This window comes from Thermomicrobium sp. 4228-Ro (genome assembly GCF_026241205.1).
GTDB lineage: Bacteria > Chloroflexota > Chloroflexia > Thermomicrobiales > Thermomicrobiaceae > Thermomicrobium.
In genome coordinates this window covers 501,439-526,138 of sequence record NZ_JAPFQM010000006.1, presented here as the reverse complement: position 1 = coordinate 526,138, position 24,700 = coordinate 501,439, and the positions used below count along the sequence as shown (strand labels likewise).

At 65.6% G+C, this 24,700-nt stretch carries 15 protein-coding genes; 7 read left to right on the top strand and 8 right to left on the bottom strand.

From position 1 onward, the window contains the following. Window positions 1–441 (bottom strand): Fur family transcriptional regulator, encoded by a 441-nt coding sequence (locus tag OO015_RS11875; RefSeq protein ID WP_265941482.1) that lies wholly within the window; start codon window positions 439–441, stop codon window positions 1–3. 133 nt (window positions 442–574) lie between these two features. On the opposite strand from OO015_RS11875, the gene OO015_RS11870 reads away from it, so the two are divergent. Then, window positions 575–1,270: a PRC-barrel domain-containing protein gene (locus OO015_RS11870; protein ID WP_265941481.1), complete on the top strand. Its 696-nt coding sequence runs from the start codon at window positions 575–577 to the stop codon at window positions 1,268–1,270. A 556-nt stretch (window positions 1,271–1,826) separates the two neighbouring features. On the opposite strand, the gene OO015_RS11865 is transcribed toward OO015_RS11870, so the two are convergent. From OO015_RS11865 to OO015_RS11840, 6 genes are all read right to left on the bottom strand, one after another. After that, a complete protein-coding gene (locus tag OO015_RS11865) occupies window positions 1,827–6,353 on the bottom strand; it encodes a DEAD/DEAH box helicase (RefSeq protein WP_265941480.1) in 4,527 nt (1,508 codons plus the stop codon). 19 nt (window positions 6,354–6,372) lie between these two features. Next, the gene (locus OO015_RS11860; protein WP_265941479.1) at window positions 6,373–8,097 is read right to left on the bottom strand and encodes a hypothetical protein; all 1,725 of its coding nucleotides are present in this window, start codon (window positions 8,095–8,097) and stop codon (window positions 6,373–6,375) included. A gap of 1,226 nt (window positions 8,098–9,323) precedes the next feature. Next, window positions 9,324–10,235 (bottom strand): methylisocitrate lyase, encoded by a 912-nt coding sequence (gene prpB, locus OO015_RS11855; protein WP_265941478.1) that lies wholly within the window; start codon window positions 10,233–10,235, stop codon window positions 9,324–9,326. A gap of 3 nt (window positions 10,236–10,238) precedes the next feature. Next, window positions 10,239–11,684 carry a bifunctional 2-methylcitrate dehydratase/aconitate hydratase gene (locus tag OO015_RS11850; protein ID WP_265941477.1) on the bottom strand — a complete coding sequence of 482 codons (1,446 nt, stop codon included), beginning with the start codon at window positions 11,682–11,684 and terminating at the stop codon, window positions 10,239–10,241. 30 nt (window positions 11,685–11,714) lie between these two features. Then, a complete protein-coding gene (gene mmgD, locus OO015_RS11845) occupies window positions 11,715–12,836 on the bottom strand; it encodes a citrate synthase (RefSeq protein ID WP_265941476.1) in 1,122 nt (373 codons plus the stop codon). A 463-nt stretch (window positions 12,837–13,299) separates the two neighbouring features. After that, a complete protein-coding gene (locus tag OO015_RS11840) occupies window positions 13,300–14,415 on the bottom strand; it encodes a hypothetical protein (protein ID WP_265941475.1) in 1,116 nt (371 codons plus the stop codon). A gap of 252 nt (window positions 14,416–14,667) precedes the next feature. Here OO015_RS11840 and OO015_RS11835 point away from each other — a divergent pair, with 252 nt between their 5' ends. The 5 genes from OO015_RS11835 (at window position 14,668) to OO015_RS11815 (ending at window position 19,745) form a co-directional block, all read left to right on the top strand. Continuing rightward, window positions 14,668–15,234 carry a hypothetical protein gene (locus tag OO015_RS11835; RefSeq protein ID WP_265941474.1) on the top strand — a complete coding sequence of 189 codons (567 nt, stop codon included), beginning with the start codon at window positions 14,668–14,670 and terminating at the stop codon, window positions 15,232–15,234. Further along, on the top strand, window positions 15,221–15,577 hold the full coding sequence (locus tag OO015_RS11830; RefSeq protein WP_265941473.1) for a winged helix-turn-helix domain-containing protein: 357 nt from the start codon (window positions 15,221–15,223) through the stop codon (window positions 15,575–15,577). The genes OO015_RS11835 and OO015_RS11830 overlap by 14 nt, the downstream gene beginning before the upstream one ends. Beyond that, window positions 15,574–16,494 carry an ABC transporter ATP-binding protein gene (locus OO015_RS11825; RefSeq protein WP_265941472.1) on the top strand — a complete coding sequence of 307 codons (921 nt, stop codon included), beginning with the start codon at window positions 15,574–15,576 and terminating at the stop codon, window positions 16,492–16,494. The genes OO015_RS11830 and OO015_RS11825 overlap by 4 nt, the downstream gene beginning before the upstream one ends. A 3-nt stretch (window positions 16,495–16,497) precedes the next feature. Then, window positions 16,498–17,244, top strand: a complete 747-nt coding sequence (locus OO015_RS11820) for an ABC transporter permease (RefSeq protein WP_265941471.1) — start codon at window positions 16,498–16,500, stop codon at window positions 17,242–17,244. Window positions 17,245–17,375: 131 nt separating this feature from the next. Next, window positions 17,376–19,745 (top strand): hypothetical protein, encoded by a 2,370-nt coding sequence (locus OO015_RS11815; protein WP_265941470.1) that lies wholly within the window; start codon window positions 17,376–17,378, stop codon window positions 19,743–19,745. Between the two features lie 635 nt (window positions 19,746–20,380). On the opposite strand, the gene OO015_RS11810 is transcribed toward OO015_RS11815, so the two are convergent. Next, a complete protein-coding gene (locus tag OO015_RS11810) occupies window positions 20,381–21,202 on the bottom strand; it encodes a hypothetical protein (protein ID WP_265941469.1) in 822 nt (273 codons plus the stop codon). Between the two features lie 296 nt (window positions 21,203–21,498). Between OO015_RS11810 and OO015_RS11805 the strand changes: the two genes are divergently transcribed. After that, window positions 21,499–24,396, top strand: a complete 2,898-nt coding sequence (locus tag OO015_RS11805) for a helicase-related protein (RefSeq protein WP_265941468.1) — start codon at window positions 21,499–21,501, stop codon at window positions 24,394–24,396. The last annotated feature ends 304 nt before the right edge of the window (window positions 24,397–24,700 follow it).

The following is a 24,700-nucleotide window of genomic DNA, read 5'->3' as shown; positions in this document are numbered from 1 at the left end:
TCAGGAGGCAGCGCGCGCGTCTCGTTGGCAGGTCTGGCAGAGGCCACTCAGCTCGAGCCAGTGGTCGAGAATCCGGAAGCGCGTCTGGTCGGCGACATGGGTCAACAGCGGCTCTAGGTTGCAGCCCGCGAACTCGGCCACCGCACCGCAGCGGATACAGACCACGTGATGCCGGTGCCCGTCGCCGCTGACCACGTAGCGATGCACACCGGAGGGATGGTGGACTCGCTCGACGACGCCGAGCTCGGCCAAGAGGTCGAGGGTACGGAAAACCGTCGCGCGCCCGATGGTCGGCTGCCGGCGCCGCAGCGTCCGGTAGATTTCCTCCGCCGAGAACGGCTCGCGCTGCGTCAGGATACATTCCACGATCACCCGGCGCGGTCCGGTCACCCGCCAGCCTCGCTCGTGCATCGCTTCGAGGATCGTCTCGAGCCTCCGCATGCGCACCCTCGCTCGCCCCAGTATAGCGCCTGTCAGCGTCCGACGCGTCCGCCGCTCGCTCTTTTCGTCGTGTCTTGCACCGGTTATCCTCTCAAGGACGAGAACATCCGATGAGCTCGAGGGAGGAGTCGCGATGCATATCGAACTCGGCCGCCCGGTGATGAGCCGTGACGGGAAGCGGATCGGCACGGTCGACCAGCTCGTCCTCGATCCAGAAACGCGGGAGGTACAAGCGATCATCGTCCACCGCGGATTCCTCCTGACCGAGGACCGGATCGTCGATCGGGCCTTGATCGAAGCCGTCGCACCGGACGGGACGGTCTGGCTCTCCCTCGACGCCGAGCAGGCTGACGAGCTCCCGCAGTTCGTCGAGGCCGAGTTCGTCCGTCTCACCGCCGAAGAAGCCGCAACGGTTCCCTACGTCTGGCCGAGCGGAGGCGGGCTCGGCACCGTGCCGTTCGTCTGGGGTGTACCGACCAGCGGCCCGACGATCCCCGAACCGCGGATCGCGCCCTTCGATCCGACCGGTGGCACCTTGCCGAGTTCACCACCGCCGGTGGCCGAACCGGTCGAAACAGCGAGCAACCTCCCGCCGGAAGCGGTCCGGATCGACCGTGGGACGGTGGTCGTCGCGAGCGACGGCACGCGGCTCGGCAAGGTCGAGCACGTGCACCTCAACGAGGACGGCGAGATCGTCAGCCTGGCCGTCGACCCTGGGCTCTTCGGTGGCGAGCACCTGCACATCCCGGCAGCCTGGATCGCCAGCGTCACCGAAGACGAGGTGCGCCTCTCGGTCGACGCCGCTACGGCGCGGCGGGGTCGGCACTGACAAGCGTCATTTTCACGGCCGCTTTTGTCGTCTGTCGACCGAACCAGCGGGACTGCAGCCGTCATCTCCATCTGAATCCGCGGAGTCAGCTTCTTGCCGAAACGCAACGATCGGTAGACCGAGTCTTTCGCTTTGCAGCTCGCCAACGATCATGCGCGGACTCGCCATCGCCGCGAGCACGTACGCTAGCATCCCACTGTCGGGCCCACTCGTTGCACGATACAGTCCCCCACAACGGAACGCCATTCATCCTGCTCGCTTCCGGCCATACTGTCGACAACAGGGACACCAACAGGGCCCATTGCACTCCTACTCAATACCGGCCTCGTAGCGGTGTCGACATGATTCGCTCACACTCGAGACGGATACCGCCACAATCTCCTCATGAATGATCGCGCACGCGTTGAGAGGCTGTATGTGCCTTGTCACCAGACGCGCCTCAGTCGATCACTGTCAGGTCACGATAGCACACCGGTAGTGCCAGCCCAGAGCCCAACGACGCACGTCATCACAACGAGCCGCAACAAACCATCCCAACATGACGCTCACATGCTAGCTAGACCAACCCCTTACGAACCTGTTCGAGATATACAAACACCAGCCCTCTTCGTAGCAAAGCGTGAACCGCTTGATTGGCAAACGTCCGAAGACAGGAATAGCAACTACCATGAGGACCACAGCCACACCGGCCATCAACTTGTTCGTATGCATAGCGGAGGACTTGTTCAAGAACTGTCTTCTCTTTAAGGCGGGCAACGAGCCCACCACCAGCCGGAACGTCGTCGAACAAGACGACCGAAGGATAACCCGAAGCGAAAACTGGTACTCCGCCGAGTTCTGCCACAGGCACTTCCAAGGCCCTACTGAGCCCAGCCACAAGCACCGCAACCAAGCCATGGTTCAAGGCAACGAGATCACTTTCGGAGGAAGGAATGAGGAAATCGACACGTACAACGTCGGTGAGAAACGAATGTCCGAGCATCACGCGTTCGAATTGTCCGTCGCACTCCTTACCATCGCGACGGAGGTGCTGCTTCGAGCGTGCATCCCTTGCAGTTCCGCATTGTAGACAAATCTTGAATCCTTGCGCCCGAACTCCTTGACTCAGGACAACAACGGGTCTCCGCTCGACTGCTGCAACACGAATCACCGCGGGAGCACCATACTCGTCATAGTGGCTCGGCTTGGACTCTCCGAGGTCGACGAAGAACGCTAAGGGCAACGTTTGCCTCGGTCGTGCACGTGCTTGCTCCGCGCTGCCCCGCGGAACAAAAAAGCCAAAGATGGGTTGTACGTACTGCCCCTTGTGCCCAGTGCAACCACATGGCAACGGCGGGAGTTCAGCCTCGTCGCTGTAGTCGCGCTCAATGTAGCTCCGGTGCTGTTCACAATAGCGGAAACGACGTCGTGGTAATGCGCGAGCTGGGAGTATCTTCACTCCGCCCGACTCCCACTTCCACTTGTTAGCGATGACCGATTGCCCGGGCGCGTACTCGCTGATCGCGAAGCGGAGATCACGCGTCAATTCGACTCCCTTCGAACTATCTGGAACTGTTAGCTCGACGACATCGACAGGAAATCCGTACTTCGGTATCACTGCCTTGCGGGAGAGGAAGGACAAGACATCTTCTCGCGCGATAGTCTCAGCACGTCGATGAGCCCAATCTGCATCTTTGTACCGCCGCTCGTTCCGCGCCTGTTCCTCCAGCCCACGCACTGCACGGTAATCCTCACAGATCTCTGCCAGCGCACGATCGAGCACACCACCTGACTCGTTGACACCAGCGAGGAGTTGCTCCGCATTCACCACTTCAGGCGAGTCCTGGTCAAGGCAATCCCGCAGCACGGCCTGTATCTCATCAAGCAGATCGCGAAAGTGGGCCGTGATGAAGGCTCCAAGCTGGCCGCACAGCTCGCCAGGATCCCATCGCTCACCGACCATCGCCTCGACGTTACGGAAGCGTTCAGGGAAAGCTCGGAAGAAACGGGAAAAGACGACGGCATTCACATGCCGTTGGATCACCCGCCGACTCCAGTGACGAGGAACCATGGTGTGGCTTTCACCCTGCAAGAGACGCTCAGGGAACCGAAAGTGATAGAGATCGTGGGGACGCCGCCGACAGAATGTGACTACGAGACCAAGCTGCTGCCGTCGACCAGTGCGGCCAGCTCGCTGGGTGTAGTTGAACGGTTCCGGAGGGACGTTGCGCAGAAAGACAACATCGATGTCACCCAGATCAACGCCGAGTTCAAAGGTAGTCGAGCAGCTCAGGACATGAAGGTCACCACGACTAAAGCGGAGCTGATATTCTTGAGCCTTTTGTGTAGTTAGCTGAGCGGTGTGCTCTTCGACGAGAAACCGACGCGACTCCCCAGAGAACGATTCATATAACTCGCGATAAAACCGGGATTCCCCCTTTGAGGGAGAAGCCGGCTGCAGAGTACCGGGGCAACCGTAGCGTGGACACGGCCCCGCTCCAAGAAGAGCACTGGGACGCCCACAGCAATCGCATCGGTAGAAGCTTTGTTCATCACGCCGTGCAAGACGGAGCCAGAGCGGATTGAGCTGAAAGCCCTTTCCAGGATCGCGAATGAGGATTTTATCTTGCTCACGCAGCCCTTCTTCCTCACGACGCATCCATTCCCAGAACGATTGCAAGACTTCACCCGCTTTTGCCCGTGCCTCCTGTACCGAGAGCGATGGATTCTGTCGCCGCAAAAAGCGGACAAGGTAATCCACTCGCCGATTCGGGGATCCTCGCTCTACGCCATCCCAACTGACGACAGTCTTGTCTGCATCCGGAGAACCGATACGCACATAACGGCGATTCATCGGGAGATCATTTGCAAGTCTGGTATTGGGATCGAGAAGCTCAATCGCGAGAGAATCACTACGAATCAGCGAGAGCAGCAGAAACTCCGCAACCTCGACAGCTCGCTGATACTCGAGTTGCAAGAGCTTAGCCAGTATACTTTCAGGCAATCCCCTGAACCAAGGCCAGCCAAGGCGCCAAAATGCAATCGCAGCTGATTCGAGGGAACCGTTTTCCTCAGAAGACCGCAACTCTTGCAACAAGAGCTTCCAGAGCTCCTTCCTCCGCTCTCGGTGTGTACGATGGGCTGGATCGTCGAAGAGCTGCGGCAACAGCGCCAAGAGATCCTCGTGAAGTTCACGCAGTGAAAGGCCGTCTCGATCCTCTCCGTTCGTTAGTGACTTCAGAGCTTGAACGATTCCACGCCGGAGCGCGAGTTGCGACGCCCATTCGTCCAGCCGCACGGCAAAATACGCGGCGTCCTGTCGACCGTCCGCGAACGCGAGCATCTTTCGTCGCCCCTTCGGGAGCAGATCGAGAATCGTTGTGGCGATGACAGCCTGAACCCACTCACCACCGTAGACCAGCTCACGGACGGGATCAGAAGCAGCAACATTACAGACCAGACAGTACTTCAGTTCACCGGAATCCCGATCATGAGCTTCTTCCTCAAAGTACACAGGTATTGTCTCACCTTCACAACCTCGTGAGCACCGAGCTGACTTGCTGAGCGCCCCGCAAACAGGACACAGCCAGATATTCGGCTTACGATCCACCTCATCACTGTCAAGCGGCAGTAGATAGTCGATGCGATAACCGACACTTGAATAGTCTCGATTCGCCGCAATAAAACGATCGCCACTCACTTGCCCAACGAGATAGTGCTGACCGCAAAATCGGCAGAGCGCGAGCTCGAAGCATTTGGCCGATTCATCACTTTGATCTGATAGCGTCACTTGTAATCCTGGAACGTAGCGCACAAACGCTCCTTCCAACCCCCGCACGAAGATATGGAGACGAAGTGTCGATAGGAGCGACTGGCCGTCTCTTCCCGGCCGCTCTCCCAAACGACTCAAGAGCCTGAGCAGCTGTGCCTCGGCCCGCTGCCTTTCGACTTCTTCCGGAAATACCTCGTGCGCAACAGTGTCGAGCGGCCGCGGACCACCTTGCAGCGCGCTTGTAAGGCGAGATACATGCTCACCCAGCTCCCCCAAGTCCTCCCGGGGAAAGATCTCGCTCAAGTCGGCCCGCTGCCCCAGGATGATATCGTCCGGGCTGAACGGCTCCCCAAAGAGCCGCTCCGCAAACTGAGCTGCCTGCTGCTTCGCCTCTTGGCCAGTAAAAAGCGTAGCGCTGGTAGCGATACAGAACAGGCGATTGCGATTCCCCGCCTGGCGAAGCCGTACCTTCAACCGTCGTAATAGGAGCGCAAGTTCCTGACCACGGACGCCCGAGTACGTATGCACTTCATCGACAACAAGGAAGCGCCAGTGCCGTGCCGCCTCTCCGTCGAAGAGGGGACTATCCGTGGGACGTATGAGCAGATATTCGAGCATTGAATAATTCGTAATGAGGATATGCGGGGGTGTCGCGCGCATCTCCCTCCGAAAGACGAGCTCCCCATGGACAACGCGGCCATTTTCTAGGATTGTATGTGGTGTGCGTTCCTCCTCCCAATCCATTGCGGCTCGCCCTTTATCACGTTCGTCCTCCGGTGTATGACCGGTATACTGACCGAAGGTGAAATGGAACGGTGATTCCTCCTCTTTGAGGACACGCGCGATCTCTGCAAGTCTCGCCCGTTGATCGAACGCCAGTGCGTTCATCGGATAGAGGATCAGAGCACGCACGCCCGGACCGAGCGTTCCTCGGCACCACTCCTCATAGAGCGACAAAAGAATCGGTAGGAGGAACGCCTCAGTCTTCCCACTCCCTGTACCAGTTGCCACGACCACATTGTTGCCAGACCACACGCGGCGGAGTGCCTGCTCTTGATGGGAATACAGCGGCCGCTCACCATGCAACGCTGTCAAAAGAGCGGACAAGACATCTTGGCCCAATAACTCTCTAAAGAGAGCACGTGGCGGATTGCTCCTGTGATAACGCGGTGACAGCTCGACATACGGTTCACGAACCAGCTCGAGGCCCCGCAACGCGTCGGCAAACGAGCGACGAAGGACCGGATCTCGGAACGAAAACGCTGTCTCCAGAAAGGATTGATACTGATCACGTAGTCGATCGGCCAAATACCAGAGAGCGCCCGAATGCATAGTTCCTCACACCCTCCGTTCAGCAAAGCTCGACGAGTTGAGGAGCATGATTGCATAAATGACTCGGGGCGTCTTGGATATCAATCTCGAGTGCACAATACCGACAACGCCTTTTGTCACCAACCAGCGCCTTGATCATTCCCTCGTCGTCCTGTCCTCGCTCAAGAACGCGAATTTTCACCGTAACAGGCTCCACATTCGTTCCTTGGCGAGCCCGTGGGCACTCGTACAACTGGTGCGCACTCACAGCAGTATTGCCATTCTCAGCCCCGTATTCCGGAAACCCCTTCCCACAGTATCCGCAGACATACACTCGGTCAGGAAGCAGCTTCCCCTCGCGTTCCCAGATCTCGATTGCCGATATTTCGTTGAAACATTCTGAAAGGTGTCGGACAGCGGCATGATGGAGAATCGCTTTTTGCTCTCGGGCACGAAAACCACACAACCGGCATTGGTAGCGCAGATCGAAGCGACCAATTTCCAGCGTGCCTTTGGCATGCTGGAGAATGACTGCGTACTCACCAGTTTGTTCGGGAATCAAATGCTCAAGCTCTCGTAACGGCAGACGATAGAAATGCCCATCTTTTACAACCATTCGCTCAGGAAGAGCCATGCCTTGATTATTTCGGTTACATTGCGCTATGCACACCGCAACCTTGTTACCCCTCAAGGACCACGGAACCCAGATCCAGACAACTTTCTTCGAAGTGGCAGCGAAGTCCGACCGCTGAAGCTGGAGCACCTCGACACCCCACTCATCTCCAACTGGAGGTTGCTCACCCTCCCCGAGTGCCCAGACTGCTCGCCCCAGATCCACGCCGAGAAGAACAGAGTTCCCAGAAGGCGCATGCACCCTCCACTCGAAGAGATCCCACCATTCTGGGCGTGCTTGACGCTGGTGCGGACGGATGACAAAGGCGAAGGGTTCGGCACAGGATAATTCGACACTGCCGTCGACTGCTTCGACACGGAAATTGGGATCGAGGTCGAACTCGACCCGAACGGAACCATCGCTGAGCGAGGTTCGTGATACCTTTTTGAGCCCAACAGCAAGACGGAAATCCCTGCTCACCACCAGCCGCTGGTTTCCATCGTAGCATCGGACAGCAAAGCGCCCCGCACCGATACCCCTCAGCTCAGCCCGGATATCGTCCGGGATCTCAGTTTCGTCACCGGATACTTCCCAGGAACAGGAGAATGCTCGAGAGCCCCGCTCAAGTCGTATGACGACCGCGCGAACATCCGCGAGCAATTTGCCCCAGCCGATTTTGGACACATCGAAAAAGGCGTGGTAGCGTTCGTCCACCCCATCCACCGGATGACCCACAATCCAGAGCCCTCGTTCGGATGGCCGGCGGAGGGGCATCACTCGCGCGCCGATGTTCAATTTCTCAGTCGCATGAGCGCCCGCGAAATAGTAGGCCGACCAACCAGGAAGCGCAATCGTCTCTTCTTCCATGCCATACGCAGTCTCTAATCTTCCCTGCACTATTATGAGATATGCTTGTCCTGCTTCCAACTCGTCGTCTTCGACAAGACTTCCTTCTGTGGGACTTTCGAGGCGAAAGAAGTAGCAAGAGTCGCTCAGGGGAGCGTAAGACAGCTCCCACCCTTGATTACCTGACACAACCACCTTGGAATCACTACGCAGTGGAAGGAAGGTCTCAACAATACGCTCAGGCTCGAGCGGCTGCCCGTCCTGGAGGAAGATGAGATTATCGTCGAGTGGCTCGAACCCAACCACCCACCCCCGCTCCTCACGGCGACATCGAACGAGGAACGGTCGCTCATCAACACGTTGAGCAGATGGGCGCCGTGGTCGCTGCCTCGGTTCCTCCACAATCTCGCGTCGCGGTCGCCCACCCCGTCGCTCTGGCGGTCGGCGCCCCCGGTGGGAATCCTGTTGTTCAGTAGTCTCTTGCCACAGGTCGTTCACGTCGGACACTTGGCTCTCGGGCACATTTTCCACTGGCTGCTGCGGGACAGGAAGAGTAGGCACAGACTCAATGACTATGTCTCCACCACGATCTTCACTATCACTGCGCTCTGCGAGTACGTATTCACAATTATCATCACTATGTTGTGTATACAAGAAACTTTCATCACTTTGCTCTTGGACGGGAACTGCTCCGGCATCTCCCTCTTGCCACACGCCTCGGCATGCAGCAGAGGTCGCCGGAGACGCGTCTGAGTCTCGGTCGGGCAACACGGTCAACAAAGCACCGTCACTGAGACCTTTCGTGGAATCCGCGATCACCGCGGATCTCTCAGCTCCTTGGACCGCATGATGCGCCTCGGAACCGGGGACCATCTCTCGTACAGGTGTTGCCTTCCTCTGGCGCTTGCGCTTCCCACGAATGACCTTCGCCAGAAGCACAGCCCCGATCCCCATGGCGAACGCTGCGGCAACTTGCCCGAAGGATAGCCATGCTCTCGCTCTCCGCATCATGGGCCTCCGGTGCTGTCACACGCTCTCCTGTCAGAGAGCCTGCGCTGAAACTTGACCTACCCCTGGGTATAATCGGCCATAGTATTCCACAGGTTCACCATGACAACACAGCCGCACACCCGCTCTGGTGACACCTGCGACGCTCACGAGAGCGCGTCAAGCGGCCAATCGACACTCGATGCGAAGGAACGGGACTCCCGAGCGAGGCCAGCCCGGCACTGTCAGTCGGCACGCAAAAAAAACACGAGGCGCTCCAGAATTCGAGTTACAGATAGATTTGAGTAATTTCCACGAAGCGACGCGATGATATGCTTCACTAACAGTGCTCAATTCTGGCGCAAGAAACCATCGGTGAGCTATAATGAAAATACTATATTCCTATCATGCGATATCTGTTGAGCAGACCAATCATCTACACCGAACCGATCAATTCTCAGACCCAAAATCTGGCAAGATTGTGCCGTTCGTTCCTCACAACAACCGCGGAGACAGAGGACGAGTCGGTCGACATACCTGCCCGCTCACCCCTCCCACTCCGGCAGCGTCGAGCGCGCGAGCGTGGCGTCGAACTCCTCGTAGGCGAAGTAGCCGAGGAGTTCGTAGAGCTCCGCCCGCGACTGCATCGCATCGACGAACCGCCGTGTCGTCCCCTCCACAGCCAGTGTCCGGTAGAGCTGCTCCATCGCCTTCGCGGCGACTCGCAACGCCGAGACCGGAAAGAGCGCGATCCGGTACCCCCACTCCGCCACTTGTGCTGCGGTAAAGGCTGGCGTCCGGCCGAACTCGGTCAGGTTGGCGAGGAGGGTGACACCAGGCAGCGCTGCTGCCACCTCCCGGAACGCTGCCTCGTCCGGCAGCGCCTCGGGAAAGATGGCGTCGGCACCGGCTGCCAGATACCGTCGCGCCCGCCCCACCACCCCCTCCACCCCTTCCTGCTCGTAGGCATCGGTGCGGGCGATAACGTAAAGATCCGGCGCGACTTCCTTCATCGCCCGCACCTTGTGCTCCAGCTCCTCCGGCGGCGCGAGCAGCTTGGCCGTGAGATGCCCACACTTCTTCGGCTGCTGTTGATCCTCGATCTGTACCCCAGCCACCCGCGCCTCGGCGAGCTCCCGCGCGGCCCGCGCCGCGTTGAGCACCCCGCCGTACCCGGTATCGATGTCGACGATCAGCGGGAGCTCGGTCGCTCGCACGATCTCGCGTGCCCGCTCGACGACTTCCGCCAGCCCCACCAGACCGAGGTCGGGCAGGCCTCGACTGGCCGTGAACGCGGCCCCGGAGAGATAGAGCGCCGGGAATCCCGCAGCACGAGCCAAAAGCGCTGAGAGTCCGTCATAGACGCCCGGCAGGACGACCAGCCCCGCAGCGACCGCATCGCGGAACGCCTGTGCCAGCTCCTGCTGGGGACGCGGCTGCTGGCGGATCCAGCTCATCGCTCACCCCCGGTGCAACGCGTCCAGGAAACGATCGACCGGCCAGTCGGGGAACGCCGGATCGTCGAGAAGGAGCGTTTCCAGCGCTCGCGCCCGGTACTCGGGAAAGACGAGCCGCAGCGCGCGCGCCAGCTTCTGGCGCAAGAGCGGCAGCCCCTCGGCCCGGCGGCGCGGGTGCCCGATCGGATACTCGACTACCACCCGCTCGCTACGGCTTCCGTCGCGGAAGACGACCTGGACGGCATTGGCGATCGAGCGCTTGTCGGGATCGAGATAGTCGCGACTGAACTCCGGGTTCTCGACCACGCGCATCTTGGCGATCAGTTCCGGAATGCGCGGGTCGGACGCGATCGGCTCGAGGTAGTGCTCGTAGCGCAGCTCCCCATACAGCAGCGCGACCGCCGTCATGTACTGGATCGAGTGGTCGCGGTCGGCCGGGTTGGCGAAGGGCCCCGGCTTGTCGATGATCCGCTTGGCCGACTCCTGCGTCTCGATCACGATCTCAGCGATCTCGTCGAGCCGCTGGCGCACCAGCGGGTGCAGCCGCAGGGCTGCCTCGACGGCCGTCTGACCGTGGAACTCGGCCGGGAAGGCGATCTTGAAGAGCACGTTCTCCATCACGTAGCTCCCCAGCGGCCGTGCCAGCACGACCGGTTGCCCCCGGAGCACCACGTCCTGGAACCCCCACTGCGGCGCACTGAGCGCGGTCGGATAACCCGGCTCACCGCGCAGCGCCAGCCAGGCCAGCCGCACCGCCCGGCTGGTCGCATCGGCTGCCGCCCACGACTTGCGCGGCCCGGTGTTCGGGTAATGCCGGTAGGTCCGGAGCGCTGGGCCGTCGACCCAGGCATTGGAGAGTGCGCTCACCACCTCGTCGAACCCGCCACCGAACAGTGCCGCGGCGACGGCCGCCGAGGCGACCTTGACGAACTGCACGTGGTCGAACCCGACGCGGTTCAGGCTGTTTTCCAGCGCCAGCACGCCCTGGATCTCGTACGCCTTGATCGCCGCCGTGAGGACGTCACGCACCCGGTAGGATAGCTCGCCCCGCTCCCGCCGCTGCCGGCTCACGAAGTCGGCGACCGCCAGGATGGCACCGAAGTTATCGGACGGATGCCCCCACTCCTTGGCCAGCCAGGTGTCGTTGTAGTCGAGCCAGCGCACGAGCGCACTGATAGCGAACGCCGCCTGCACCGGATCGAGCACGAGCGCAGTTCCCGGCACCTTGACGCCATGGGGCACGATGGTACCTGGCGCGACCGGACCGATCAGCTCGGTACAGTCCGGGTGGAGGAGCGCCTCGCAGGCGCAGGCCAGCGAGTCGGCCAGCGCCAGCCGTGCCGTCTCGTAGGCGACCGGACTCGCGATCTCGGTCTCCAGGACGTACCGCGCGATCTCCACCAGGACCGCATCGGGCGCTGGCCGCGCCCCACTTCCCGCCTCCCCCACGGTCTGTCGCTCCCTTCACTCGCTCGTCACTCACGGCTTGAGGCCACGCGGGCCGGTGTAGAGCACCCGCGGCCGGAAGAGCCGGTTGTGCGCGTGCTGCTCGACCACGTGCGCGACCAATCCGGCCGTGCGCGCGGCGAAGAAGATCGGCGTATAGAGGTCGATCGGAATACCGAGCACCCAGTAAACCGGCGCCGCATAGTAGTCGAGGTTCGGGAAGAGTCCTCTCTCCTCGCGCATCACGTCCTCGCCACGCTGGCACATCCGCACCAGCTTCTCCCCTTCCGGGTCGCCTTTCTCGGCGACCAGCTGGGCCAGCGTCTCCTTGAGGAGCTGAGCGCGCGGGTCCATCCGCCGCATGTAGACGCGGTGGCCGAAGCCCATGATCCGCTCCTTGCGGGCGAGCTTCTCGCGGATCAGCCGCTCGAGACCGTCCTCGTCACCAGCCTCGAGCAGCATCTCCATAACCGCCTCGTTGGCACCACCGTGGAGCCGCCCTTTCAGCGAGGCGACCGCACCCGTCAGTGCGCCATAGAGGTCGGCCAGGGTCGAGGCGATGACGCGAGCCGCGAAGGTCGAGTTCGGCAGCTCGTGTTCGGCATAGGCGATCAAGGTCTGGTCGAAGGCCCGCACCTCGGCCGGGCTCGGCTGGCGCCCGGTGATCATCCAGAGGAAGTTCTCGGGATAGGAGCGGCGCGGATCGGGCAAGTTCGGCTCGCCCCCCTCGGCGACGCGGAGCAGGTTGGCGACGATCGTCGCCGACTGCGCGATAACCCGGAAGCCACTCTGCCGGTCCTGCTCGGGGTCAGCCGAGTTGGCCGCCGGGTCCCAGCCGCCGAGCGCCGAGACCGCCGTCCGCAGGCGGTCCATCGCGTCCATCCCGGGCGGGAGCAGCCGCAGGATCTGCCAGATCTCCGCCGGAACGCTGGCGACCGCGAGCAGCTGCCGCTCGAGGTCAGCCCGCTCGACCGCATCGGGCAGGTGACCGTTTACCAGAAGGCCGACAACGTCCACGTAGGTCCGCTGGCGCGCCAGGTCGAGGAGGTTGTACCCGCGGACGACGATCTCCTCGTGCTCGACGTCGAGGTAGGAGATCGCGGTCTCGGTGGCGATGACCCCCTCCAGCCCTGGCCGGTACTCCACAGCACCCATGGTGCGCCTCCTCGCAACGCACGAACACCGGTCTCTTGGCTCCATTCTAACGCCACGGTAGGTACCGGCGCGCGGTCACCCGACGAGCAGCGCGGTACTCACGTCCATCGCGGCCTCTCGGGACTCCGTCAGCATCCGGGTCTGTCCACGGGGGTACAGATGTCGACGCACGCGCACCAGCAGGGACGGGCCGGCTGTCGCGCCGGTGAAAGCGGTGCGGCACCCATGCTCCCGCTCTCTGGAGCGGCCACATGGGGGTGCGTGACGGTAGGCAGGCGACTCTGCAGCACGCAGAAGAGCCGGGTACGCGAAAAGACCCCGCGAGACGCACGTAGCCCCTTCCCGCGTGCGCTCCTGTGTACCGGATGGAGGACTGGCGAGAAGCGAACCAGGCGAAACGCTTCCCCGGCTCCCACAGCGCTCGTCGCCAGGAACGACTGGGCGAGCGGGGATCAGCCCGCCCTCAGGCGACCCAGCGCTCCTGCACGCGCTCCCACCCCTCGCTGCGGACCGACTGCTCGTCGGCCTCGACGACCAGCACGCCGTCACGCTGGGCCAGAAGGCGAGCCTCGTCGGTCAGCCGCGACCCTAGGACGACCGGTACCGCCGTCAACCCGGCGGCGCGGAGCAGCGTGGCCCACTCGAGGACACGGTCGACATCCCGCAGGTCGATCACCCAGGAAACCTCGACGACCAGCCAGACCTCGCGTGCATCGTCGGTGCGGAGCCTCCCCCGGACGAGGAGATCGGCATCCAGAAGCCGATCGAACGCCTCGTCCCCGAGGCGTCCTCGGAACTCTTGCTCCCATTCCCCCGGCGGCCTGACGCGCATACCGCGGACCAAACGACCGAGCCACGAGCTCAACCGTTGCTGGGCACGCAACTCGAACACCTGCCCGAGGGCCGCGTCGACCCGTTGCGACAGCCGGTCGAGCCGCTCCTCCAGGACGCGGACTGCCTCGCGGAGCTCACCGACTTCGCGCGTCAACGCGAGCAGCTGCCGCGTGTGCTCCTCGACGATCCGCCGGAGTTCTTGCAATTCCTTCGTGTGCTCCTGGAGTTGCCGCGTGTGCTCCTCGGCGGTGCGCCGCAGTTCGCGCAGCTGTTGGCTATGCTCCTGGAGTTGCCGCGTGTGCTCCTCGGCAATGCGCCGCAGTTCCCGCAGCTCCTGCGTATGCTCCTGGAGTTGCCGCGTGTGCTCCTCGGCAATGCGCCGCAGTTCCCGCAGCTCCTGCGTATGCTCCTGGAGTTGCCGCGTGTGCTCCTCGGCAATGCGCCGCAGTTCCCGCAGCTCCTGCGTATGCTCCTGGAGTTGCCGCGTGTGCTCCTCGGCAATGCGCCGCAGTTCCCGCAGCTCCTGCGTATGCTCCTGGAGCTGCCGCGTGTGCTCCTCGGCAATGCGCCGCAGTTCCCGCAGCTGCTCTCCTTGCTCGACCAGGAGCTGCTCCACGCGTGCCAGCCGCTCCGGCACCGTCAAGAGTTCCTCGGTCAAGAGCAGGCGTCGCAGCTGCGCCCGCCACTCCGGATGCAGCTCCAGCAACCGAACCAGATCCTCGAAGTCCTGGACCGTGAAGGCCACAAACCCCTCCTCGACGTGCACAGCATACCACAGCGACGCGCCTGTGCCTACCGTATCCTCAGGTCGAATGCACCGTCTCCTGCACTCCCGCCCGCTCCCCGTAACACGCAGACCCGAACCGGCGAGCCTGTAAGCGGCCAGCCGGGCGTGTCACGACCAGCGCCTGCCGACCCACTTGACGCAGCAGTGAAGACAAGGTACTCTATAGTGCAAAGTACTCTATTCTTCTGTCTCTACGGAGGAGCACGCACGATGCAACCGGAAGACATCCGAGCGGCCCTCGCCACGATCGCCCGCACCGAGCAGATCGTCCGCCGCACGGTCCTCCGCTGGACCGTCGCTCCGACGCTCGTCACCTGGGGCATCGTCTGGCTGGTGGGCTATCTCGGCACCCTCTTTCTCGCTCGCACCGCGCTCACCTACCTCTGGGCCGGACTCGTCACGCTCGGATTCGCCGTGACGTTCGGCTTGCAGGTGTTCTACGAGCGGCGCGTCCGCTCACCGCTCGGGCGCCGCATCGACCTGTCCTGGCTGGTCGCGAGCGGTTACCTCGCTCTCTGGTCCTCGCTCCTCTTCCCGCGCGATCCGCATGTCGCCAGCTTCGTACTCGTGACCGGTATCATGGCGGGATACGTCCTCATCGGCATCTGGCTGACGCGCCTCATGCTGGTCCTCGGGCTCTTCGTCACCGCTGTCGCGACGATCGGCTTTCTCCTCGGCCCAGCTGCGTTCGCACTCCTGGTCGGCCTTCTCGGAGGCGGCGCACTGCTCGCCGGCGGTCTCTGGCTCTGGTGGAGCGGGCACGATGACGCTCGATGAACTGATCCACCAGCCGACACGCCTGCGCATCATGGCTGCCCTCGCGGCCCTCGCTCCAAACAGCGAGGTCGAGTTCACCTACCTGCGCGACCTCCTGGAACTCACCGACGGCAACCTCTCGGCCCATCTCCTTCGGTTGGAGGAAGCGGGCTACGTGCGCAGCCGCAAGACCTTCGTCGGACGGAAGCCGCGTACCTACGTCGCGCTCACGCCGCGGGGCCGGGCGGCCTTCGAGAGCCACCGTGCAGCCCTGCTCGCCCTGCTCTCCGGCCAAGCGCCCCAACCCGACGGCACACCCGGCACCACCGACCGGTCGACCGAACAGACAGGAGGGACGGCGTGAACGTCATCGAAGTCGAAGGGTTGCGGAAGGTCTACGGTTCGACCGTAGCGGTCGATGGTGTGAGCTTCCGGGTCGAGGACGGCGAGATCTTCGGTATCGTCGGGCCCAACGGTGCCGGCAAGACGACGACCATCGAGTGTCTCGAGGGCCTGCGACGTCCGGATGCCGGTGTCGTGCGCGTCCTCGGTCGCGACCCGGCCCGCGAGCGTCGGCAGCTCGCCGCGCACATCGGCGTCCAGCTCCAGGAGAGCGCGCTCCCCGACCGCCTCCGCGTCGGTGAAGCCCTGGCGCTCTTCGCCGCTCTCTACCCGCGCTCCCGGGACGGCCGCGAACTCCTCGCCCAGCTCGGTCTGGCCGAGCAACGCCGTACGCCCTTCGGCAAACTGAGCGGCGGGCAGAAACAGCGCCTCTTTCTCGCCCTCGCACTCGTCCATGACCCGGCTATCCTCTTTCTCGACGAACTCACGACCGGCCTCGACCCCCACGGTCGGCGTACCGTCTGGGAACTCATCCGCTCGCTCCGTGCGCGCGGCAAGACGATCCTCCTGAGCACCCACCTCATGGAGGAGGCCGAGGCGCTCTGCGACCGCGTCGCGGTCTTCCACCGGGGCCGCATCGTCGCGCTCGACTCACCCTCGCGCCTCATCGCACGCACGGTCGGGAACCTGCTCGTCACGCTCCGGATTCCGGACGGCAGTGCAGTTCCCCGGCTGTCCGCCATTCCGGGCGTCCGCGGTACGGAGTACCGCGACGAGACCCTTACCGTGTATGCCGAAGACGACCGCGCGGTCGCTGCCGTCGTGCAGCAGCTCGTCGAGCAGGGAGTCCCCCTCCGCGAGCTTCGAGTCTCGAGTGGCCGCCTGGAGGACGCCTATCTCACCCTGACGGGTACGCCGCTGGTGCGAGAGGAGTCGTGAGCCATGCGTGGTCTCGTTCGCCTGATATGGCTCGAGTTTCTCCTGCAGCTCCGCGAACCCTTCGCCGCCTTCTTCCCGCTCGCCTTCCCACCCCTGCTTATCCTCCTGTTCGGCAGTATCTACGGTAACGAGCCAAAACCTGAGTTGGGTGGGCTGGGCACCATCGACGTGACTGTCCCAGGCTACATCGCGCTGGTGCTGGCGACCGTCGGGATCTTCAACTTGCCCATCTCGCTGGCCAGCTATCGCGAGCGCGGCTTCCTGCGCCGCCTCGCGGTCACCCCGCTGTCCCCGTTCGCCATCTTCCTCGCGCACCTCGTCTCACTCGCGCTCCTCACGGTCTGCGGCATCCTGCTCCTCGTCCTGGTCGCGAAGGCCGGCTATCATCTCCGATTCCCTGGTTCGCTGCCGAGCGCGATCGCCGCAGGGATGGTCGGTGGTCTCGCCCTGTACGCCTTCGGCTTCGCCCTGGCTGCTCTCGCACCGACGGCACGCACGGCCCAGGTCGCCTCGATGCTGCTCTTCTACCCGATGCTCTTCCTCTCCGGCATGGCTCTCCCGCGCGAGATCCTGCCCGAGCGCGTCCAGCAGGTCGCGACCGTCTTCCCCGCCACGCCGGTGGTGACCGTGCTCCGCGCTGCCTGGGAGAACACCGCTTGGTGGCAGCACGAGTCGCAGGCGCTCCTCGTGCTCGCACTCTGGACGATCGCCTCGCTCGCCGTCGCGGCCTGGCGCTTCCGCTGGGAGTGACGGACGCCGCGCGTCCACAACCACGACCGCTTGACAGCCTGGTTCCCTGCCGGTACCTTGGTCCTGTCGGCATTGCAACCGGGCGCGCGGCAGAGCGTACGCGCCCGTTCGTCCAGGGAGGGTGGTGCGCGATGCCAGCGCGACGGTGGCTTTCGGTCCTCGGTCGTCTCTTCCTGCTGCTCAACCTCACTTTGCCCTTTTTCACCGCCCACGCCGCGACACCGCAGCAACTGCCGACGACGCTCGTCGTCCCGTTCCTGCCCAACGGCGAGCACTACGGCGACACCGGCCCCTGGTACGGCACGATCGCCCTCCAGAATCCGGAAAGCGTGCCGCTCGACCTTACCCTCCGCACGACCAGCGGCGCCGAACTGAAGACCGTCCGCGTCGAGCCACACGCGCACGCCACCGTCACCGCGAGCGAACTCTTCGGCACCTGCCGGCGATACCCTGCGACCGTCCGGCAACACACGACCGACGGGCTCGACCGGGTCGACCTGCCGACCGCAGCCCTGCACGTCGACCGGGTCGAGATCGCGGGCTACCAGCCCGGCATCGACTACACCTGGGGCGCGCTCGCCGGTGAAGTCTGGATCGACTGGTCACCGCCCGGCTGGGAACCGGAGGGCCCGTACACGGCGATCATCGTCGATTGCCCCGACGGACAACCCGTCGTCATCACGGCGACGGCGCCCGTCGACGCCCTGGCCTCCGATACCACCGCCTGTGTCGCTCGCACGGAACCGGTGGAACTCGCTGCCGTCAAGGGTGCACCCGACACCGCCGATGCCGTCCTGCTTCCCAAAGGGATCGGTCCGGTCACGGTGGTGGAAGTGCGCTACGGTACCCGCTATGCCGGGAGCCTCGGCCTGGCCGATCCGACCGCCCTGGACACCAGCGGACGCTGGCTGGCGACGGTGAGCGGCGACGCGATCACGATCGACTGGGGCGCTGCCCCCTCGGACGACGACGGCACCATCCCCACCGGCGCCCGTTACACGGTGATCGCGCACGTCCGCGAGACGATCTGCCGCGAACCCCGTTTCGCTGCCCAGCTCTTGCTGACGGCCGGCCAGCCAGCCGGTGCCGACGGCGTCACCGACGGAGCGACGCTCGTCTCCAGCCTCCCGGTCGCTCCCGCTCCTGATCCGGCGAGCCTGCTCACTGTCCCGCTCGTCCAGTGGCACAACGGGTGGACGACGGTGCTGCACGTCGCCCACCGCGGGCTCCAGAGCTGCGGGGTGACAGTCACCATCCGCGACGGCGCTGGCCTCGAGAAGTGGTCGGGAAGCCGGACGCTCGAAGCGGGGCAGGTCTGGCACCTGGACCTCCGGGAGGCCTCGCTCGCCAGCGGCTTCCTGGGCAGCGCCTGGATCCGGAGCTCCTGCGGGGCCCTCGCCAGCGCCGATCGGATCAAACCGAGCCACCAGCTCGCCCTGAGCGCGCTGGCCGTCGAGGCACGGACCGGGCCGACCGACCTCCTCGTGCCCATCATCTACGCCGCCCACAGCGGCTGGAACACCGGCCTCGCCTTCACCAACCTCGCCCAGGCTCCGGTCACCGTCGACCTCGTCTTTGTCGATCCGACGGGTGCGCCGGTCCGGACCGAGCGCCGGACGCTCGCCCCACTCTCCCAGGAGATCCTCTACCGGCCCGACCTCCCACCGACCGTGGGGATCATCGGCAATCCCACCGCACCGATCCCGGCGCTCGCCACGCTGCATATCCGGGCGACCGGTCCTATCGGCGTGCTGGCCGACACCGTCAAGTACACACCGACCGGTGGCCGCGCCTTCACCTTACCAGCTGTCGCACCGGTCGCTGCCGGCACCAGCCTCCTCTTCCCGCTCGCCCTCGCTTCCGCTCCCGGTGACGTCACTGGTCTCGCGGTCGCGAACGCCAGCACCGTGCAGGCGCCGACGACCGTCGAGCTCTGGCCGCTCGATACACCGACCCCGCTGCGCCTCTCGTTCGTCCTTCCCGGGAGAGGGCTCGGTATCGTCTACCTTCCCGAGCAGCTCCGCACGCTCACCCGCTTCGCTGGCACCGCCATCGCCTGGAGCGATGCCGGGACGCTCGCCGCCGCCGGGATGCAGGTGAACGAGACGATTCCCGGTGACGGCGCAGCCGGTACCCCGCTCGCACCGGGCTGGGTTCCACCTGTCCTCGGTGTGCAGCTGCTACCGACCTGGGACGGGCTCGGTCTGACCGGCCAACCGGACGTCGCGCTGGGCGCAACCGGGCTCCCCGGCACGCCGCTCGTCATCGAGGTGGTGAGCGGCACGGCGACGCTGGGAACGGACGCCGGTTGCGCTACGACGACGCCGCTCCAGTTCGCCGGTACCGGCACGCTCGAGCGGACACTCTGGCTCTGTAGCGTCAGCTGGGGCGACGAACCGACGTTCACGGTCCGCCTCTGGTGGGACCGCGGGACGACGCCAGGAGCAGTCGACGCCGCTGACACGCTCGTCGGCGAGGAGCTGGTGCGCCTGCCGCAGTGAGCCTGGCGCACCGGCGCGATGGATCGGCGGCCGCCGACCTGCTCGGCCCACCGGACCAGCGAGACCGCGGCGCGCACGGGTCATGCCTCGGTGGCGTGTCCGGGTAGGGTAGATCGAGACGCCACAGGGACGACCGGCTGGCACGCTGTCGACGGTACACGACGGCACCCGATCCGGAGACCACCGCTGTTCGCGTCCAGCTCGGGCACGCCCGGCCACGAACGCGTCAGACAGGTGTGACGCCCCCGGCGGACCGGAAACCGGCCACGTCCCTGCACTCCCGGCGCAGCTAGGCGAGGCAGTCCGCGCCCACCGGGAACGCGTTTCGTGTCCCAGCACCCGCGGTGGCCGGCAGACCGGCCCCTCCCCACCACCAGTCCACCGGCATCCCTGGGGTCGCACCGAAGCGACGCGACGGTTCGGGCGTGCCCGCCTCACCCGTCCGGGAGCACCGGGAACCACCACCATCCCGGCGCAGCCGGTACGACCCACGGGTGGACACGCGACGCTGGAACCAGCGTCGCGCGCGACGTTTCCCGCACCATCGGATCTGCTGTCCAGCGATCCGCTACGACGCACGGACTGCCGCCGCACACGAGCGCTCCGCGCCTCACCCGGAACCTGGCGGATAGCGGTCAGTCGTCCGCCCCGCCCGCTGACTTTTTCCCGGCACCCTTGCCGTGCTGCTCGGCCGCCTCCCGCACCTGCGCCCCGTGGTTGTCCCGCGCCGTCTCGGAGACGCCAGGTACTCCGTCGTCCGCAGGCTTCGCTTTCGCCGCTTCGGAGACAGCTCGCCCGTGGTTGTCCCGCGCGACCGTACGCACCTGCTCGCCGTGGTTCCCCTCACCGTCGTGCGACTTGGCGACCTCCGACACGGCCGCGCCGTGGTTCTCCCGGGCGACCTCGCGCACCGGCGACTCGGTGGGTTCGGGTTCTGCCGTCGGCGACGGCTCGACGGTTTCCGTCGGCTCGACGGTTTCCGTCGGCTCGACGGTTTCCGTCGGTTCGACCGCCTCGGTCGGCTCGACGGTTTCCGTGGGCTCCACCGTTGCGGTCGGCTCGGTCACCGGCGAGGGTTCCACGGTCTCGGTCGGTTCGGCAGGCACCGTCGGGGTCGGCTCCACCGTCGGCTCTCCCGTCGCTGTGGGCTCGGCCGTTGCGCTCGGCCCGACGGTTGCCTCCATGAGCATCTGCTCGCCGGGCGCGGCAGCCTGTTGCACCGTCCCGGTCACGAGCGGCTGTGCCACCTGCCGGACGCGCTCGAACGCGCCGAAGGAACCTGGCCCCGCCAAGGCCGGCACGCCGGCGAGCACGAAGGCCAGGAGAGCCGCCAGCACCGCGAGCCTGCGGCCCGGCCAGCCCAGCTGCACCCGGGCCGACCGCTCCGGCTCGCCTGCGCTGGGTACCCCGTGAGCGCGTGCAGCCTGCTCCGACACCCGTCTCGCTGGCTCACCCATACGCCGCCCTCCCGCCTGGCATCCGTTCCGCAGTGACGAGAATAGCAGGCGTCCAGCAGGCACACCAGAGTCGAGAACTCCTAGCCCAGACGGGCCAGCGAGCGGGACAGGCGTGCGACACGCAAGCAGACCCTGTGGCATCCGCTGAACCCACCTCACGTACCGTCAGCTGTTCCACCGTACCGCGCACTCGCGGGCTGGCGACGGCTCCGATCCACACCGCCCGCCCCCTTGACACACAGCCCCACCTGCCGCCATCCTGCCGAGCGGTCGCTCGCACAGGGGAGGAGCCGCGCATGTCCGTCCAGCCCGGTTCGGTCGTCCGCTACCGCTACCGCGAGTGGGTCGTCCTGCCCGGTGACGATCCCGCGGTCGTCCTGCTCCGACCGCTCACCGGGACGACCGAGGACGCACTCCCTGTCCACCGCCAGCTGGCCGACCTGCTCGCCTACACGCTCCCCAGCGAGCGGCTCGAACCCGCTCGCTTCCCGCTCCCCGATCCCACTGCGCTCGCCGACGCCGAGGCAGTGCGCCTGCTCGGGCTGGCTACCCGCTTGCTCCTGCGCGAGGGTGCTGCCCCCTTCCGTTCGCTCGGACGCATCTCCGTCCGTCCGCGCCCCTACCAGCTCGTCCCCCTCCTCATGGCGCTGCGACTCGACCCCGTACGCCTCCTCATCGCCGACGACGTCGGTGTCGGCAAGACGATCGAAGCGGGACTCATCGCCCGCGAGCTCTGGGACAACGGCGAGATCCGCCGTCTGACCGTCCTCTGTCCGCCGCCGCTCACCGACCAGTGGGCGAGCGAGCTGCGCGACAAGTTCAATCTCGAACCGGTCGTCGTCGCGCCAGCCACGCTCGCTGCGCTCGAGCGGACGCTCCCCACCGGCCGTTCGCTGTACCGCCACTACCCGGTCGTCGTCGCCTCGATCGACTTCCTCAAGCTGCCCCGCAACCGCGAGCCCTTCCTCGCCGAGGCACCCGACCTGGTCATCGTCGACGAGGCCCACGGTGTCGTCCCAGCCAGCGCGGCCGAGCGCGACCCGCGCCACCTCCGCTACGAGCTCGTCCGCGCACTCGCCCGCGACCCTCGTCGCCATCTCCTGCTGCTCACTGCCACACCGCACTCCGGCATCCAGCGCGCCTTCCAGCGCCTGCTCGGCCTCCTCGACCCCACCTTCGAGCAGTGGGAGCTCGACCGACTCGACGAGGAGCAGCGCCGGCAGCTGGCCCGCCATTTCGTCCAGCGGACTCGGGCCGATATCCGTTCGCAGTGGCCAGAAGCTGAACACCACTACCCACAGCGCCAGGCTGTCGAACGCACCTACCGTCTCTCGCCAGCCTACCGAGAGCTCTTCGACGAGGTGTTCACCTTCTGCCGCCAGCTCGTCGAGCGGAGCCGCCAGCTCCCCGACCGCGAGCGCCGCTTCCAGTGGTGGGCCGCCCTCACCCTCCTGCGCTGCGTCATGTCCAGCCCGCGGGCCGGTGCCGAAGCGCTCGAGCGGCGCGAGCCCCCCAGCGAAGACGAGGCGGAGGCCACGCCGCTCGCCGAACTCCCCAGCGCGAACGGCGCCGAACCGGCCGCACTCTTCGGACTCGAACCGACCGAGCAGCCAGCGCTCGACGAGGTGCCCAGCCACCGGCTGGAGCTGGCGAGCGACCGCCGTACCGCGCTGAGCGACAGCGAGCGCCGGCGCCTCCGCGACCTCGCCCGCCGCGCTCGGACGCTCGCGGCGGATCCAGCCCAGGACACCAAACTCCAGGAATGCCTCGCCGCTGTGCGCGAGCTGCTCGCGCGCGGCTCGGCACCCGTCGTCTGGTGCGTCTTCGTCGATACCGCCGAGTACGTCGCCGAGCAGCTGCGCGCGGCGCTCGAAGCGGAGTTCCCCGACCTCGTCGTCGAGTGCCTGACCGGCCGCATCGGCGACGAGGAACGCCGCGAGCGTGTCCAGGCGCTCCAGCAGGCACCGCAGCGCGTCCTCGTCGCGACCGACTGCCTGAGCGAAGGCGTCAACCTCCAAGACGCCTTCGATGCCGTCCTCCACTACGACCTCCCCTGGAACCCGAACCGGCTGGAGCAGCGCGAAGGCCGGGTCGACCGCTTCGGCCAGTCCCGACCGCACGTCACCGCCGTGCGCCTCTACGGCCTCGATAACCCGGTCGACGCCGAGGTGGTCGACATCCTGATCCGCAAGGCCGACCAGATCCGCAAGCATCTCGGCATTTACGTCCCCGTCCCCGAGGACGAGGGCTGGCTCGCCGAACTCCTCGTCCACCGGCTCTTCGAGCGCCCGCGCCAGACCCAGCTCGCGCTGCCGCTCGGCCCCGATCCCAGCGACGCGCTGCTCCGTCGCTGGGACGAGGACACCGAGCGCGAGCGCGTCCGCCGCACCCGCTTCGCCCAGCACGCGCTCGACCCCCGAGCCGTCCTGCGCGAACTGGAAGCGTGCGATGCCGTGCTCGGTGACGAGCACGCCGTCCGCGACTTCGTGGCCGCTGCAGCCCAGCGGCTCGGTGCCCACGTCCGCCTCGACGACGACGGGACGCTCACGCTCAGCGGGCTCGCCACGCTCCCGGACGCGGTGCAGCTCGCCCTTCCGCGGCAGGTGCGGGAGCCCTGGCGCATCGCCTTCACCTTCCCGCACCCCTCCGGTACACCCTGGGTCGGCCGCAACCACCCGTTCACCGCCGCGCTCGCCCGCTACCTCGTCGAGCTCGCCTTCGAGCGGCCGACCGCGGCGTCGGTCGTAGCCCGAGCCGGCGTCGTCCGCACCGGTCTCGTCCCGCGCGTGACCACGCTCGCCCTGCTGCGTGCCCGCTTCCTGCTCCGCCGGCCGGAGCGGCCGGACGCCGTGCTCGAGGACGTCCTCGTCACCGGCTGCGACCTCCTGGCCGAGCAGTGGCTCGACCCCGGCGAGGCTCGTCGCTTGCTCGATGCGGCGCGTCCCGAGGCCGAGATCCCGCTCGCTGAACGCCGCGAGCTGGCGGCGCTCGCGCTGGAGCCGCTCGCCGAGCTGCTCGGGCAGCCCGAGCCGGCCGGCCCGCTCGCTGGGCAACTCGAAGCCCGCGCGACCGCACTGCGCGAGGCGCACCGGCGTGTCCGCGAGGCGGCTGGTGCCCGCCTGCGCGGGCTGGCGGTCGAGCCGCTCTGGCCACCTGACCTGGTCGCCCTGCTCGTCTTGCAGCCGAAGCGGTGAGCGCGGCGTTCCCCGTGTCGAGGTGGAGCGCCGCTGGCCCGGCCTGTCCCCTCACCCCCGCCGCACTCAGGCCCGGCGTCCCACCACGTCTCCCTTGTCGGGGCGACGCACGCGTCGCCCGTCTACGCACACCCCACCCCCACCTCGCTCCGCTCGCCACCCCCTCTCCCGCGCGGTGCGGGAGAGGGGGTCGGGGGGTGAGGGGGGGCTACCGGCGTGGCGCGCCGCAGGCGCGGGAACCGGGCCACGTTCCCCGGCCCTCCGGGCCGGACGGGTCACGCACGCGCGACCCCTACAGCGGTCG